At 69.0% G+C, this 12,927-nt stretch carries 10 protein-coding genes; 7 read left to right on the plus strand and 3 right to left on the minus strand.

The annotated features are described in order from the left end of the window. Positions 1-1,422, plus strand: coding sequence for an MFS transporter (locus RB614_RS20435; RefSeq protein ID WP_308714162.1), 1,422 nt, complete (start codon positions 1-3; stop codon positions 1,420-1,422). Here the strand turns inward: RB614_RS20435 and leuA are convergent. The 3 genes from leuA to RB614_RS20450 all read right to left on the minus strand — a co-directional run bounded on the left by leuA (position 1,406) and on the right by RB614_RS20450 (position 4,692). Continuing rightward, positions 1,406-3,148, minus strand: coding sequence for a 2-isopropylmalate synthase (leuA, locus tag RB614_RS20440; protein WP_308714163.1), 1,743 nt, complete (start codon positions 3,146-3,148; stop codon positions 1,406-1,408). The two genes, RB614_RS20435 and leuA, sit on opposite strands and share 17 nt — an antisense overlap. A gap of 145 nt (positions 3,149-3,293) precedes the next feature. After that, positions 3,294-3,842: a nitroreductase family protein gene (locus tag RB614_RS20445; protein WP_308714164.1), complete on the minus strand. Its 549-nt coding sequence runs from the start codon at positions 3,840-3,842 to the stop codon at positions 3,294-3,296. A gap of 76 nt (positions 3,843-3,918) precedes the next feature. Then, complete coding sequence (locus tag RB614_RS20450; protein ID WP_308714165.1) at positions 3,919-4,692, minus strand: hypothetical protein; 774 nt, start codon at positions 4,690-4,692, stop codon at positions 3,919-3,921. Between the two features lie 240 nt (positions 4,693-4,932). Between RB614_RS20450 and RB614_RS20455 the strand changes: the two genes are divergently transcribed. From RB614_RS20455 to RB614_RS20475, 6 genes are all read left to right on the plus strand, one after another. Further along, complete coding sequence (locus tag RB614_RS20455) at positions 4,933-6,198, plus strand: aspartate kinase (RefSeq protein WP_308714166.1); 1,266 nt, start codon at positions 4,933-4,935, stop codon at positions 6,196-6,198. Between the two features lie 2 nt (positions 6,199-6,200). After that, a complete protein-coding gene (locus tag RB614_RS20460) occupies positions 6,201-7,259 on the plus strand; it encodes an aspartate-semialdehyde dehydrogenase (protein WP_308714167.1) in 1,059 nt (352 codons plus the stop codon). A 206-nt stretch (positions 7,260-7,465) separates the two neighbouring features. After that, positions 7,466-9,415: a vWA domain-containing protein gene (locus tag RB614_RS20465; RefSeq protein WP_308714168.1), complete on the plus strand. Its 1,950-nt coding sequence runs from the start codon at positions 7,466-7,468 to the stop codon at positions 9,413-9,415. Position 9,416: 1 nt separating this feature from the next. Further along, on the plus strand, positions 9,417-10,730 hold the full coding sequence (locus RB614_RS20470) for an extracellular solute-binding protein (RefSeq protein WP_308714169.1): 1,314 nt from the start codon (positions 9,417-9,419) through the stop codon (positions 10,728-10,730). A gap of 670 nt (positions 10,731-11,400) precedes the next feature. Then, positions 11,401-12,234, plus strand: a complete 834-nt coding sequence (locus tag RB614_RS44315) for a TIGR04255 family protein (protein ID WP_428983068.1) — start codon at positions 11,401-11,403, stop codon at positions 12,232-12,234. After that, a complete protein-coding gene (locus RB614_RS20475) occupies positions 12,227-12,880 on the plus strand; it encodes a hypothetical protein (protein ID WP_428983069.1) in 654 nt (217 codons plus the stop codon). Before RB614_RS44315 ends, RB614_RS20475 begins: the two co-directional genes overlap by 8 nt. The last annotated feature ends 47 nt before the right edge of the window (positions 12,881-12,927 follow it).

The following is a 12,927-nucleotide window of genomic DNA, read 5'->3' on the forward strand; positions in this document are numbered from 1 at the left end:
GTGAGTGGCAGCCTCCGGCTCGGCACAGGTTCCGGACGGGGCGCGCTGCTGGCGGCGACGCTCGCCTCCGGCATGGCGTTCCTGGACGGCACGATCGTCAACGTCGCCCTGCCCCACCTGGGCGCCGACCTCGGCGCGTCGCTGGCCGGTCTCCAGTGGACGGTCAACGGGTACATGTTGACGCTCGCCGCGTTCGTGCTGCTCGGCGGCTCGCTCGGGGACCGGTACGGGCGGCGCCGGGTCTTCGTGATCGGCGTCCTGTGGTTTACCGCCGCCTCCGTCCTGTGCGGCCTCGCCGCCAACGTGGAGTGGCTGATCGCGGCCCGCGCCCTGCAGGGTCTCGGCGCCGCGCTGCTCGTACCCGGTTCGCTCGCCCTGCTCCAGGCGAGCTTCCACCCCGACGAGCGGGGCAAGGCGATCGGCGCGTGGACCGGGCTCTCCGGCGTCGCCACGGCGGCCGGACCGTTCGTCGGCGGGTGGCTCATCGACGCGCTCACCTGGCGCGCGATCTTCTTCCTCAACGTGCCGCTGGCGCTGATCGCCGTCTTCGCGGCCGTCCGGTGGGTGCCGGAGAGCCGCGCGCCGCGCGCCGAGCGGTTCGACGTGGCCGGCGCGCTGCTGGCCGCGGCCGGGCTCGCCGGGATCACGTACGCCCTGATCGAGAGCGCCGACCGTGGCTTCAGCTCGTGGTCCGTGCTGCTCTCGGTCGCCGTCGGCGTCGTGGCGTCGGTCGCGTTCGTACTGGTGGAGCGGCACCGCGGTCCGGCGGCCATGCTGCCGCTGTCACTGTTCGCGTCGCGGCTGTTCAGCGCCTTGAACGTATACACGGTCGCGGTCTACGCCGCCCTCGGTGGCCTGTCCTTCTTCCTCGTCGTGTACCTGCAGAACGTCGCCGGCTTCTCCGCGGTCGGCGCTGGTGCGTCGATCCTGCCGGCCACGGTGCTGATGCTCGCCGGCTCGTCGTGGTCGGGCGCGCTCGCGACCCGGCTGGGCCCGCGCCCGCAGCTGACGGCCGGTCCGCTGGTCGCCGCCGCCGGGCTCCTGCTGCTGCGCCGGGTCGGGTCGGACGCCAACTTCTGGACGGATGTGCTGCCCGGAACCGTGGTCTTCGGCGCCGGGCTGACGCTGCTGGTGGCGCCGCTGACCGCCGCGGTGCTGGGCGCCGTCGACGACGAGCAGGCCGGCGTCGCGAGCGGGGTCAACAACGCCGCCGCGCGCGCTGGCGGGTTGCTCGCCGTCGCGGCCCTTCCGCTCCTCGTGGGACTTTCGGGCACGGCGTACGAGCAACCCGACGAACTGGCCGCCGGCTTCCGGGGCGCGATGTTGTGGTGCGCCGGGCTGTTGGCGGCCGGGGCGGTGCTCGGTCTTGTGTTGGTGCACCGCCCTGGTGTTCAGCGCGCCGCCGCTAGCGAGCGCGGTTGACGGCGCTGGTCACGGCCTTCATGGAGGCGGTGACGATGTTGGCGTCGAGGCCGACCCCCCAGACCGTGCGACCGTCCACCTCGCACTCCACGTACGCGGCGGCCTGCGCGTCGCCACCCGCGGACATCGCGTGCTCGGCGTAGTCGAGCACCCGTACCTGGATATCGACGGTCTGCAGCGCGTTGACGTACGCGTTGATCGGGCCGTTGCCGACCGCGACCAGCGGCCGCCGCTCGCCGCGGAACGTGACGTCCGCCTCGATCTCGACCTTGCCCTCCACAGTGGACGTCGCGTACGTGTGCAGGCCGAGCGCGGGCTCCTCCTGGTGGTCGACCAGGTACTCCGTGGCGAAGATGTCCCACATGCGGCCGGGCTCGACCTCGCCCCCCTCGGCGTCGGTGAACTGCTGCACCACGCCGGAGAACTCGATCTGCAGCCGGCGCGGCAGGTCGAGGTGGTGCTCCTCCTTCATGATGTACGCCACGCCGCCCTTGCCGGACTGCGAGTTGACCCGGATCACCGCCTCGTAGCTGCGGCCCAGGTCCTTGGGGTCGATCGGCAGGTAGGGCACCGCCCACTCCTGCTTGTCGACCGTCACGCCGGCGGCCGCCGCGTCGAGGGCCAGCGCGTCGAAGCCCTTCTTGATCGCGTCCTGGTGGGAGCCGGAGAACGCGGTGTAGACCAGGTCGCCGGCGTACGGGTGGCGCTCGTGCACGGGCAGCTGGTTGCAGTACTCGACGGTCCGCTTGATCTCGTCGATCTCGGTGAAGTCGATCTGCGGGTCGATGCCCTGCGAGAAGAGGTTGAGGCCCAGCGTCACCAGGTCGACGTTGCCGGTCCGCTCGCCGTTGCCGAACAGGCAGCCCTCGATCCGGTCGGCGCCGGCCAGCAGGCCCAGCTCGGCGGCGGCGACGCCGGTGCCGCGGTCGTTGTGCGGGTGCAGGCTCAGCACGACACTGCTGCGCCGGGGCAGGTGGCGGTGCATCCACTCGATCGAGTCGGCGTACACGTTGGGGGTGGCCATCTCGACGGTTGCCGGCAGGTTGACGATCAGCGGGCGGTCCGGCGTCGGGTCGACGACGTCGATGACCGCGCTACAGATCTCCAGCGCGTAGTCGAGCTCCGTGCCGGTGTACGACTCCGGCGAGTACTCGTAGAAGATCTCGGTGTCCGGGGTGTGGATCTCCGCGTACTTCTGGCACATCCGCGCCCCGTCGACGGCGATCGCGGTGATGCCCGGGCGGTCCAGGCCGAAGACCACGCGGCGCTGGAGCGTGGAGGTCGAGTTGTAGAAGTGCACGATCGCCCGCTTCGCCCCGCGCAGCGACTCGAACGTGCGGTCGATCAGGTGCTCGCGGCACTGGGTCAGCACCTGGATCGTGACGTCGTCCGGGATCAGCTCCTGCTCGATGAGCTGGCGTACGAACTCGAAGTCGGTCTGGCTGGCCGACGGAAACCCGACTTCGATCTCCTTGTACCCCATCTGCACCAGCAGCTGGAACATCCGCCGCTTGCGCTCGGGGGACATCGGGTCGATCAGGGCCTGGTTGCCGTCGCGGAGGTCGACCGCGCACCAGCGGGGCGCGACCTCGACGCGGCGGGTGGGCCACTGGCGGTCCGGCAGCTCCACGGAGAACTGCTGGTGGTAGGGGAGATAGCGCTGGAAGGGCATGCGGCTGGGCCGCTGCCGCGCGATGGGATTTTGATCTTGCGTGCCGGCAGACATCGAAAACGCTCCTGGAAAGTCATGGGCTGGTGGGTAACCGGACAAGAAAGCCGGCGCACACGCCAGACTCCGCGACGAGGTGCCGGCCTAGAGGGCCTCGTCGCGGCGGCGAAGAAGGAGCGCCTGCCACATGACAATCGACACTTTAGGTGATCGACCCCTGGTTTACCAAGAGCTGGGCGATGGAAGCGCGGGTGCGCAGCGCCGTCTCCCAGGTCCGGAGGTCGGGCGGGAGGATCGCCGGGTCACCCAGCCGCCCGATCGCCACCACGACGGATGGGCGCAGGTCGTCGGCCATTTCGAGGTCGGAACGAAGGCCGTCCCCATCGAAGTCGGCGATCTGGTGGACGTGCAGCCGGAGCGCGGTGGCCTGCACCGTGAGATGCGCCACGGCCTGGCCCAGGTCGTACGGCGCGTGGGGCAGGGCCGCATCGTCGAGGTGGGCGGCGACGATCAGCGCCGAGGCGTTGCCGGCCCAGCGCTGGCACTCGGTGGAGAGGTTTTCCAGGATCCGCTTGTACGTCTCTTCGTCCCGCCGGCCGACGGCGAACCGCCACGGCTGGCTGTTGGCGAACGACGGCGCCCAGCGGGCCGCCTCGAGCAGGGAGCCGACATCCTCGTCGGACAGGACGGCGACCGGGTCGAAGGCAAGCGGGCTCCACCGGGTCGCGAGCAAGGGGTGTAGCTCGGACATGGCGCCGAGTGTGCCGTATCGGACGCTCTGTCACCACTCGGGGGTCACCCGGCGTGTCTACTGATCAACTAAGGGTTTATGCGGAGGGGGTCGGTGACGGGGTGGGCGTGGGCGACGGCGGGGCGGCCATACCCAGCGGCTCCTGTGCCACGACCGGACCGGGGAGCGTGATCGCGGCTGGCGCGGCGGAGGGCTGGCCGGCGAGCAGGAGCGTGCCGAAGCTCACCTTCGCCCCGGTGAACGTGCCATCCGGCGCATAGCAGTAGATACCGGCATCGAGCGGGGCGTTGACCGACGCGGTGGTCGTCTCCACGGAGAAGCAGGCTCCGCTCGCGCCGGGCAGCGGCTGCGCGGTCGAGACGGAGAGCGGCGCGGTGCGGTCGGTGAGGACCTCGCGCCAGTCGGTGAAGGGATGCTGCACCCGCGGATCGATGCCGCGGTCGAGCGCGCCGTCCGGCTCGGCGACCCGTACGCAGGTGGGCTGCACCGGCCGCTCGGCCGAGGGGAGCGCGCATTGGAAGAGTCCGGCGGCATTTTGCGCAATCGAGACGTCGGCGGTGCCGCCGAGCGCGCCGAGCGGTACGTCGACCCGCCAGCTGCCGTCGGCCGCGCTGGTCAGCACCACCGTACGGTCCGAGCGACCCGGTGCCGACCAGGTGTACAGCGCGGTGATCTTGCGGTCCTGTGCGGCCGCCGCGAGCCCCGCGAGCTGTACGCGGGCGTCGGGCGCACCGGTCGGCGCGGCGGTCGTCGGCGCCCCCGCCTCGGGCGCCGGCTCGTCGGAGCCACAGGCGGTCAGTGCGACGAGCCCGAGGAGTGCCGCGGTGCCGGCGATTCCGCGCGTATACACGTTCACATTCTCTTGTCCCGGCCCGAGCGGAGCGGATGACACGCCGGGCGGCGGCGTGCCTCCCACACCGGGCGCCGGCCGGATGCTGGGATCGCGTGTTCGGGTCGTCACAGGGCGCCGGTAACCTGGTGTCGTCTTACGTGGCGCCGCCGGCCTCGGACCGGCGGCGTCGGCACGTGAGGCGCTGTGGCCGGCATGCGGCCGGCTGTGACGGGCGATGTGGGAAGGAGCGAGACTGCCGTGGCACTCGTCGTGCAGAAGTACGGCGGTTCGTCGGTCTCGGACGCGGAGCGGATCAAGCGAGTCGCGGAGCGGATCGTGGCCAGCCGCAAGGCGGGTGACGATGTCGTCGTGGTCGTCTCGGCGATGGGTGACACGACCGACGAGCTGCTCGACCTGGCCCACCAGGTGAGCCCCGTGCCGGCCGGGCGCGAGCTCGACATGCTGCTGACCTCCGGTGAGCGCATCTCGATGGCGCTGCTCGCGATGGCGATCCACAACCTCGGCTTCGAGGCCCGGTCCTACACCGGCTCGCAGGCTGGCGTGATCACCACATCGGTGCACGGCAAGGCGCGGATCATCGACGTCACGCCCGGCCGCCTGCGCGGCGCGCTCGACGAGGGCGCGATCGCGATCGTCGCCGGCTTCCAGGGCGTCTCGCAGGACACCAAAGACATCACCACGCTCGGCCGGGGCGGCTCCGACACCACCGCGGTCGCGCTCGCCGCGGCGCTGCGGGCGGATGTCTGTGAGATCTACACAGACGTCGACGGCGTGTTTTCCGCAGACCCGCGAATCGTTGCCAACGCTCGTCACATCAAGCAGATCACGTACGAAGAGATGCTGGAACTGGCCGCGTGCGGTGCGAAGGTGTTGCACTTGCGCAGCGTGGAGTACGCGCGGCGGGCCGGGCTCCCGATCCACGTCCGCTCGTCGTACTCCCAGAACACCGGCACCATGGTCACCGGATCGATGGAGGACCTTCCCGTGGAGCAAGCACTGATCACCGGGGTCGCCCACGACCGGAGCGAGGCGAAGATCACTATCGTCGCCGTTCCGGACGAGCCGGGCGCGGCCGCCCACATCTTCCAGACGGTGGCCGACGCCGAGACCAATATCGACATGATCGTGCAAAACGTCTCCACGGAGGGCACGGGCCGCACGGACATCTCGTTCACCCTGCCCAAGGCGGACGGGCCGACGGCGATGGCCGCGCTGAGCAAGGTGCAGGAGACGGTCAAGTTCAAGGGCCTGCTGTACGACGACCACGTCGGCAAGGTCTCCCTGATCGGCGCCGGCATGCGCTCGCATCCGGGGGTGGCCGCCAAGTTCTTCGCGTCGCTCGGCGAGGCCGGCGTCAACATCGAAATGATCTCCACATCGGAGATCCGGGTTTCCGTCGTCTGTCGCGACACCGACCTGGACGCCGCCGTGCGCGCTGTGCACGCCGCGTTCGACCTGGGTGGTGCTGAAGAGGCGGTCGTGTACGCCGGGACGGGGAGGTAGGCATGCCGATGCCCACACTCGCCGTCGTCGGCGCCACCGGTGCGGTCGGCACCGTCATGTGCGACCTGCTCTCCTCCCGCCGCAACGTGTGGGGCGAGATCCGCGCCGTCGCCTCGGCCCGTTCGACCGGCCGCAAGGTGCAGTGCCGCGGCGAGGAGCTGACCGTCCAGGCCCTCACGCCGGAGGTGTTCGACGGCGTCGACGTGGCGATGTTCGACGTGCCCGACGAGGTTTCCGCCGAGTGGGCGCCGATCGCGGTGTCGCGGGGGGCGGTCGTCGTCGACAATTCCGGCGCCTACCGCATGGACAAGGACGTGCCGCTGGTCGTCCCGGAGATCAACCCGGAGCAGCTGCGCAACCGGCCCAAGGGCATCATCGCCAACGCCAACTGCACGACGCTCGCCATGATCGTGGCCGTCGCGCCGCTCCACCGGGAGTACGGCCTGCGCGAGCTCGTCCTCGCCTCGTACCAGGCCGTCTCGGGTGCTGGCCAGGCCGGCGTCGACACGCTGCACGACCAGCTCGCCAAGGTCGCGGGCGATCGCCTGCTCGGCGGGCGCCCGGGCAACGTGCGGCAGGCGGTCGGCGACGACCTCGGGCCGTTCCCGGCGCCGCTCGCGCTCAACGTGGTGCCATGGGCCGGCTCGCTCAAGGAGGCCGGCTGGTCCTCCGAGGAGCTGAAGATCCGCAACGAGTCCCGCAAGATCCTCGGCCTGCCCGACCTCAAGGTCTCCGCCACCTGCGTCCGGGTGCCGGTCGTGACCGGGCACTCGGTGGCCGTCCACGCGGTCTTCGGCACCGAGGTCGACGCCGAGGGCGCCCGCGAGGCGCTGCGCAACGCGCCCGGCGTGATCCTGGTCGACGATCCGGCGGCGGGCGAGTTTCCGATGCCGATCGACGCCGTGGGCACCGACCCGTCGTGGGTGGGACGGCTGCGCCGCTCGATGGACGACCCCCGCTCGCTCGACCTCTTCGTCACCGGCGACAACCTGCGCAAGGGCGCCGCGCTCAACACCGCCCAGATCGCCGAGCTGCTCGCCGCCGAGATGGCCACCCGCTGACCACGCGTCCTTGGCCCCGTGGCGTCGCCCTCGACGTGTGCCAGGACGAGCGGCTCTCAAAATCGGCCTTGACCAGCGTCAATAGCGATTTTCGCGGCGGACCGGTCGGTTGCGATATTGGGCTATCCTTTGCGGCGATGTTTCCGCTGTTGCCGGGCGGTGACATCGGTCGATCATGATCGCGGCCTCGCGGAGAGGAGCAGTGGTTGCCCGCCGACCCGCCTCCTCCGCTCAAGCGGGCCCTCTATTTGTTCGCCGGGGTCCTGGCGACGGTCGCGGTCACGATTTCGACCGGCACTCCGTCCAACCCGTTCCGGTGGGTCGCTCTGATCATCGGCGCGGTGATCCTGGTCTTTTCCACGACCGGGTTCGTCAGCGCCGGCAAGCCGCGCCCCAAAGACCCGGCGCGACCACGGTTTCGGATCCGGCGCACCGTCGTGCTGGGCGGGCTGGCCGTGCTGATCACCGGAACCCTGGTCTGGGCCGTGGGCCCGCGCGCGGGCGGCTGGGCCGAGGCGACCGACGTGTGGTGGTCCGGCTGCGACCACCCCACGATGCTGCGCGTGCTCGCCACTCCGGAGGGCGTCGAGCCGATCAGATACCTCGCGGACGAGTACCAGCGGCACACCGCGCGCGACCACCACGGCTGCCCCGCGGTACGGATGCACGTCTACGCCGAGCCGCCCGACGAGGCCCGCGAGCGGCTGCTCAACGGCTGGCCCAATGTGGACGGCGGCGCCTATCCCCGGCCCGACCTGTGGCTGCCAGACTCCACTTTGTACGCGAGCGAGGCTCTCGCCGGTTCCACGGACCGTCTCGTCGGGGTGACCACGACGGTGGTGGCCTCGTCGGCGATCGTCCTGGCCGTGCCCGCCGGCGCCGCGGCGCGCGAGGTCGACGGCGCGCGCCACGGCCGGACCTGGTCCGAGCTGATCGCGATGGCGGACGAGCGGGGCTGGGGCCTCGCCCGCCCTGACCCGGTCGCCTCCACGGTGGGGCGGCTCGCCACCGTCGCGCTGTACACGGACGAGGGCCACCCCGACCGGATCGCGCCTATCGCGCGGACCCGGGCCGTCGAGCAGCAGCTCGCGCGCGGCCTCGACGCGGGGCACTACCCGCCGGGCACCGAGTCGAGCCTGCTCTGCCAGCACCGCCGCGAGGGCACGTCGCCGACTGCGGTGATCGTCACCGAGCAGGCGATGGTGCGGTTCAACCAGGGCGCCGGGCTCGGCGGGCGGTGCGCATCGGCCGGGACGCCGCTGCCGGAGGAGCAGATCCTGACCGCGTTCTACCCGTCCGACACGTTCACGCTGGACCATCCGGTGGTGGCGATCCGGTGGGCCGACACCTCGCCGGCCCAGCGGGCGGCGGCGGACGGGTTCACCGCCTGGCTGAAGTCGTCCGGCGGCCGGTCCGTCCTGCTGAGCCTGGGCCTCCGTCCACAGCGGACGACCATCAGCGAGCCGGTCAGCCAGCGCTTCGGCGCGGTGCCGGGGCTGGGTGCCACGCCAAAGGCCCGGGCCCTGCCGGCCGAGCCGGCCGTCGAGGCCGTGCTGGCCGCCCAGCGGCGCGCGGTCCGGCACAGTCGGGTGCTGCTGATGCTCGACGCCTCCGGCTCGATGGGGCTCGCTGTTCCCGGTGCCAGCACGACGCGCTTCGGGGTGGCGGCCGCCGGTGTCCAGAGCGCACTGTCCTATCTGGGGGAACGCGACGAGTTCGGCCTGTGGGTCTACCCGGGCGCGCCCGGTGCCGTACGCTCGCTCGTGCCCATCGGCCCGGCCAGCCCGCCAGCCCGCCGTGACGCCGCTGCCCACGCGCTGGCCACCGTGCGACCCGGCGGTCCCACCCCGCTTCGCCCGGCGGTCCAGCAGGCCGTCCGGGCGGTGGGCGCGAGCGACGACACCCGTTCGGCCGCGGTGGTCATCCTCACCGACGGCCAGGACCAGGACGCGGCCCTCACCGAGGGCCCGCTCCGGGAGGAGGCCCGCGACCGGCGGGTACGTGTCTTCGTCCTCGCCGTCGGCGCGGCGAGCTGCGCCCGCCAAGGGCTGGCCGACCTGGCCGACGGCACGGGCGGGGCCTGCTTCGACGCGGAGGTCAGGGGGACGGACAAGGTGCTGGAAGACCTCTTCAGGTCGCTGTGGGGAGGGCCCTGACATGTCGCGCATCGGCTGGGCGTGGGGCGGTGTACGCCGTGCCTGGGGTTGGTCCGGCTTCGCCGCCGGTCTGGCCGCGGGCACCGTCTTCGCGGTGGTCGGCGCCAACTACCTGATCGACCGCCCTGGCCGCGAGGCGCTGGAGGAGGGGACGATCGTCATCCTCAGCAGCTTCGACGAGAGCATCGGCGAGCAGCAGCTCGCACTCGTGCGGCAGTGGAATGCCACGCACCCCGAGCACAAGGCGGAGTTTCGGGCGCTCCAGGGCGTCGCCGACGACCACTACAGCGAGATCGTCGGGCAGGCCGAGGCGAGCAGCAGCGACGTCGACATATTCAGCCTCGACGTACCGTGGGTCGCCGAATTCGCCGACCGCGGTTTCATCCGCGAGATGCCGGTGTCCGGCGAGGAGCTGGAGGGCTTTCTCGCGCAGCCGCTGGAGACCTGCCGCTGGGGCGGAAAACTGTGGGCGCTGCCTTTCTACACGAATGCGGGCCTGCTCTATTACCGTTCCGACCTGGTCGGAGACTTCCAGCCGCCCACGGGTTGGCCGCAGCTGACGAGCGACATCACCAAGGCGTTCGACGCGATCCCCGACGACAGGCAGCCCGCCGCCGGATACGCGGGCCAGCTCGCCGACTACGAGGGCCTCACGGTCAACGCGCTGGAAGCGATCTGGGCCGAGGGCGGCGACGTCGTCGACCACGGCGGAAACGTGGTCATCGACTCACCCGAGGCCCGCGCGGGCCTGCGCCGCCTCGCCACCGGGCTGGCGCAGACAAACCCGCAGGTCATCGACCGCGACGCCCGCACATACCACGAGGCCGAGACGACCCAGACCTTCCGCGAGGGGCGCCTGCTCTTCATGCGCAACTGGCCGCTCGCCCTCCGCGACCTCGACACCACCACCGAAAACAAGACCATCGAGTACGACGTGGTGCCGCTCCCGGGCCCGAGCGTGCTCGGCGGGCAAAACCTCGCGATTGCCAGCAGCACTGACCAGCCGGCGGCCGCCAAGGCCCTGATCCAGTTTCTGACCAGCCCGCGCAGCCAGCAGATCCTCTTCGAACGCGGCGGCTTCGCCGCGACCCGCGAGCTGGTCTATCACGACGACAGCGTCAACCAGCGGTACCCGTACGCCAAGACCCTGCTGTCCGCGCTGAGGGTGGCCCGCCCGCGCCCGGTGACGCCGCACTACGCCCAGTTCAGCCGGACCTTCCGGCAGGGCGTCAACGAGGCATTGGACAACGACGGCGAACTCCCCGACGACTTCACGTCGCGCCTGGAAGCCGCCCTGGACGGCCGAGTCCCCTAACCCACTGATGCAGAAGGGCCACCTTCACCAATGAAGATGGCCCTACTCTGGCTTGCTCTGTCGGGGTGGCCGGATTTGAACCGACGACCTCTTCGTCCCGAACAAGGTCAACTTCTAGGAGGTGCCGGCGGACATGGGCGTTGAGCTGGCTACATAGCTGGTCTTCATCGGTCCGCTTGCACCCTGAGTGGGGTTGTGCTGCAAGATCGTCTCCCAATTCTCTCCCAACTCGCGGCCTGGCGTGGCTGGCACTTCTTGATCTCAGGTGTGAGCCTTACCAGGGCATCCGGTTTAGGAACGATGTAGCCGGGTCTGCCCTGTGGCAGCGACGCATGGCGCGCGCCACCCATGATGTGGTGTTCAATGGAAATCCTCGTTGTCATGCTGGCAGCCTCGGCATCCCCACGGACGTATCAACACCTCGGGTATGGCCGTCGGCCCACGCTGTGGCCCGCGACGACCTGCGGACCAAGAGGCGTACGACGAGTCAGATCCTCGCAGCCGGTGCCCAGGAACACGAGCAGGCACAGTCTCCGCAGTCCCGGCAGACTGTCAGATCTTGGTCAAAACGGGACAATCGTTCGAGGTGTCGCAACCAAACGCACTGTACCACGGTTACAGTTCGGGTTACACTTCTGGTTAGAGGCCAGGCTCGTCCCCGGGAGTATATATGACAGAATGGGAAAACTTCCCAAACCCACCAGTGCGCTTAGTTTCCTTCGAACTACGGTTCCCTGTCCGTCGGAGAATCGCAACACGTCCAGTGTGGGACGCCTTCGAGGAGGGGTTGACGTCCGACCTGCCGAACGTGGAGTCGTTCGTAAGGGAAGGCGATGACGCGCAGCTGCCCGTACACGAGAACGACTTGGTGCTACGTAGGTCCAACGTGGATCGCGATTGGGCAGTTACCCTACGCTATAACGGCGTAACGGTCGAAACTACAGCGTACGTATCGTATGGCGGCTTGAGGAAGTGCATCGATTCGGTGCTGTTGGCCTTGGAGTCCGTGCCTTGGGCATCCCCGACACGACTTGGCCTTCGGTACATCAATGAGATCAGGGTACCCGGCGCTAGTCGGATCTTGGACTGGAGACCATATGTCAATCCATGCCTTCTTTCCCCTTTGAATGATCATCCGGTAGGCTACTCTGCGTCGTACCTGCAAGCTGGCCTCGGGTTCCACTCACTGTCTGGGCCCGAACACACGTACGCACACTACGGACCTCTGCCTGACTCACCCCTAGAGCCCGATGACGTGCTTCAACTGAAGGAAATCGATGGCCCTTGTTTCATACTGGACATCGACAGCTTTGTTAGTGGTACAGCGAAGTCTCCCGTAGCGGCCACGCGGAAGGAGGTATTAGATGTGGTCGATCGCCTACACGACGCCGTTGAGGCGGTTTTCAACTGGAGCATCACTGAAAGACTTCGCGAAGAAGTACTTAGGGTTCCTCCTTCCGAGACGGAAGAAGGCGCGGAGAGGGCAGGGGATAGAGGTGCCTGACATCTCGCATTTCGAGGACTCCATGACGCGAACCAACGTCAGCAACGTACTTCGCAGCAATGAACCGGCTGACCACCCGACCGCCATTAGCCAGGCCACGAAGCGTGCTGCCGCCGATCGCGATGAGGCAGGCATGGTAACGCTCGACGCCGCTCAAAAGCATGAAGCCTTGCTGCGACAGTTGTGGGACGTGGAAACCGACAAGAGGCTTAAGGGCGGCCTTCAGGCTCTCTTGGTGGAGCTCACAGAAGGATACGGCCTAGGCTGGAGTGACATCGCCAGGCTGATTAAGGTCAGCGTGCCAGCGATTCGGAAATGGCGCAACGGGGGTGACATCTCAACACAGCGCCTCTACGCACTCGGCCAGCTCGCAGCCTACATGAAGCTCCTTGAGGATCAGGGTGGAGTGACTGATCCAGCTGCTTGGCTCGCGACGCCGATCGAATCTGGGATCGATCGATCGATAACAAAGGCGTCGATCTACACGGCAGGACTTGCAGTACCGTTGCTATCCTACGCAGATAACCACATCGGGCTGGATGATCTGTTGCATAAGATCGGTACATCGGCGACGCAATCTGCTAGCAATACGACGCTTGTCCGCGGTGAGGATGGCTCCATTTCCATCGTGCCAGTGGGGAGTTAGTGTGACTGATCCGTTGGAGACGCCTAGAGCGATCAGCGAGCTATATA

Source organism: Phytohabitans maris (assembly GCF_031085175.1).
GTDB lineage: Bacteria > Actinomycetota > Actinomycetes > Mycobacteriales > Micromonosporaceae > Phytohabitans > Phytohabitans maris.

What these genes read in the sequence shown, in the direction of transcription:
- leuA (WP_308714163.1), bottom strand. Translation starts at nt 3,148, where the DNA reads ATGTCTGCCGGCACGCAAGATCAAAATCCCATCGCGCGGCAGCGGCCC.
- RB614_RS20445 (WP_308714164.1), bottom strand. Translation starts at nt 3,842, where the DNA reads ATGTCCGAGCTACACCCCTTGCTCGCGACCCGGTGGAGCCCGCTTGCC.
- RB614_RS20460 (WP_308714167.1), top strand. Translation starts at nt 6,201, where the DNA reads ATGCCGATGCCCACACTCGCCGTCGTCGGCGCCACCGGTGCGGTCGGC.
- RB614_RS20470 (WP_308714169.1), top strand. Translation starts at nt 9,417, where the DNA reads ATGTCGCGCATCGGCTGGGCGTGGGGCGGTGTACGCCGTGCCTGGGGT.
- RB614_RS44315 (WP_428983068.1), top strand. Translation starts at nt 11,401, where the DNA reads ATGACAGAATGGGAAAACTTCCCAAACCCACCAGTGCGCTTAGTTTCC.